1 pseudogene is annotated in these 1,034 nt (G+C 63.0%); it reads right to left on the bottom strand.

From position 1 onward, the window contains the following. Positions 1-993, bottom strand: a pseudogene (locus tag BLW02_RS19450) (IS3 family transposase); the annotation flags it as partial. Positions 994-1,034: the final 41 nt, after the last annotated feature.

Raw genomic sequence — 1,034 nt, 5'->3', positions numbered from 1 at the left:
TGTCCCAGCAGTTGCCTTTCCTGCTCATCGATGAGCGCATCTTCCAGTCTTTCAAAGCGTTCTGGAACTCGCCGCTGCAATACTGGCTGCCGCGGTCGCTGTGGAATATCAGACCAGGCGGCGGGCGCCGCCGCCACCACGCCATGGCCAGCGCGTCCTTGACCAGGCTCGCCTGCATGTGCGGCTGCAAGCTCCAGCCCACCACCTGGCGACTGAACAGGTCGATGACCCCAGCTAGGTACAGCCAGCCCTCGTCGGTCGCGATATAGGTGATGTCTCCACTCCACAGCTGGTTGGGGGCCTCGGGGTTGAAGCGCCGCTGCACCAGGTCTGGTGCCTCCGGCAGACTGTGCTTGCTGTCGGTGGTGACCACAAACTTGCGCTTGGTTCTGGCACGGATACCGTGCTGCTGCATCAACTTGCGCACCCTGTCCTTGCCCACCCTGATGCCACGGGCCAGCAGTTCCTTGTGCATCCGGGGCCAGCCGTATTCGCCCTTGACCTCGGTATGGATGACGCGGATGTGGGCCAGCACAGCTTCATCGCTGTGGCGCCCGCCAGGACGGCCAGCCATGTCCTGTGGGCGGCGCAGCCAGTTGAAGTAGCCGCTGGCGCTGACCTCCAGCACGCCACACGAGACGCTCACCGGGTACTGCTGCCTCATTTGGTGAATCCAGGCGTACCTCGCAGCGTGTCCTGCGCGAAGTACGCCGCGGCTTTTTTTGCGATGTCACGCTCCATCCGAAGCCGGGCAACCTCAGCGCGCAGACGCGCTATCTCCATCTGCTCGGGCGAGACCTTCACTGCCTTGTCCTCGCCCCCGGCGCCGCTCAATGCCCCTTTGCCTGCCTGGCGAACCCAGTTGCCCAGGCTGGCCTTGGGTATCCCCAAGACCTTGGCCACCACTGCGATGGCCTGACCGGTGCTCACCTGGCGCACCGCCTCCAACTTGAATTCCTGCGTGTACTGCGCACGCACCTGCTTGGCTTTCATTCCTTGACTCCTTGTCGGTATTTTCAACAAGGACTAAGAAC

The organism is Acidovorax soli (genome assembly GCF_900107605.1).
GTDB classification, from domain to species: domain Bacteria; phylum Pseudomonadota; class Gammaproteobacteria; order Burkholderiales; family Burkholderiaceae_C; genus Acidovorax; species Acidovorax soli.
This window is presented reverse-complemented; position numbering and strand designations above follow the sequence as displayed.